Source organism: Paenibacillus sp. P4_A9 (genome assembly GCF_056402415.1).
On record NZ_JBFUHL010000220.1, the window covers coordinates 1 to 1,101 of the forward strand.

Consider the following 1,101-nt stretch of genomic DNA (forward strand, 5'->3'; position numbering starts at 1 on the left):
ATACGTTCCCGGGTCTTGTACACACCGCCCGTCACACCACGAGAGTTTACAACACCCGAAGTCGGTGGGGTAACCCGCAAGGGAGCCAGCCGCCGAAGGTGGGGTAGATGATTGGGGTGAAGTCGTAACAAGGTAGCCGTATCGGAAGGTGCGGCTGGATCACCTCCTTTCTATGGAGACTCGGATCTGATAGATCCAGTCAAGTRTCTTMGSAYACAAATCGCTTACTCACTCGTGTTCAGTTTTGAAAGAGCAAACCTCTTTCTGCAAGRTGGTTCACACCATGTTGCAACTCGTTTGGTGATGATGGCGGAAGGGATCCACGCGTTCCCATCTCGAACACGACCGTTAAGCCTTCCAGCGTCGATTGTACTTGAACCGCAGGGTTCTGGGAGAGTAGAACGTTGCCAAGCGATACCCATGGCAAGCTTTCGGAGAAAGCTTCGAAAGCTTGYAGGTGGGTTTTTATTTTGRRAAATTTMTATTTAGGGCCCTTAGCTCAGCTGGTTAGAGCGCACCCCTGATAAGGGTGAGGTCGGTGGTTCGAGTCCACTAGGGCCCACCATTTAACTTCATATTGAAGTATCCAGAATCGGGGTCCCCGGAAAGTAATCGGAATTCACCTCGAAGCTAYTCTTCACTTTGTGGGGTAAAGTTATGGGGCCATAGCTCAGCTGGGAGAGCGCCTGCCTTGCAAGCAGGAGGTCAGCGGTTCGATCCCGCTTGGCTCCACCAAAAYACATTTTAAGACAGRRATTTCCAAGAAATTTCGACTTGAAATGCAGTAATAAGATGTGATAAGATAACTTTCGCCGCTGAAATAGGGCGAGGATAATTGAATCACAGCAACACAGTTGTTCCTTGAAAACTAGATAACGAAACAAAAACGTAAAGTAAGAACTTAGGTTGCTTGATCTTCGGATCTCGCAAAAATCTTTAAAGTTTTTTCTAGGTTAAGCTAGAAAGAGCACACGGAGGATGCCTAGGCACTAGGAGCCGAAGAAGGACGTGGCGAACGACGAAATGCCTCGGGGAGCCGTAAGCAGGCTTTGATCCGGGGATGTCCGAATGGGGGAACCCAGCTGTGGTAATGCGCAGTTA

Annotated in this window: 2 tRNA genes and 3 rRNA genes; all 5 read left to right on the forward strand. The window is 49.2% G+C overall.

Features of this window, described 5'->3' with window-relative positions:
* Positions 1-170: ribosomal RNA gene (locus tag AC1DVJ_RS31090) — 16S ribosomal RNA — on the forward strand; the annotation flags it as partial.
* 126 nt (positions 171-296) lie between these two features.
* Positions 297-413: ribosomal RNA gene (rrf, locus tag AC1DVJ_RS31095) — 5S ribosomal RNA — on the forward strand.
* Between the two features lie 75 nt (positions 414-488).
* Positions 489-565: transfer RNA gene (locus tag AC1DVJ_RS31100), tRNA-Ile, on the forward strand.
* A gap of 94 nt (positions 566-659) precedes the next feature.
* Positions 660-735: transfer RNA gene (locus AC1DVJ_RS31105), tRNA-Ala, on the forward strand.
* Between the two features lie 216 nt (positions 736-951).
* Positions 952-1,101 (forward strand): 23S ribosomal RNA (locus AC1DVJ_RS31110); the annotation flags it as partial.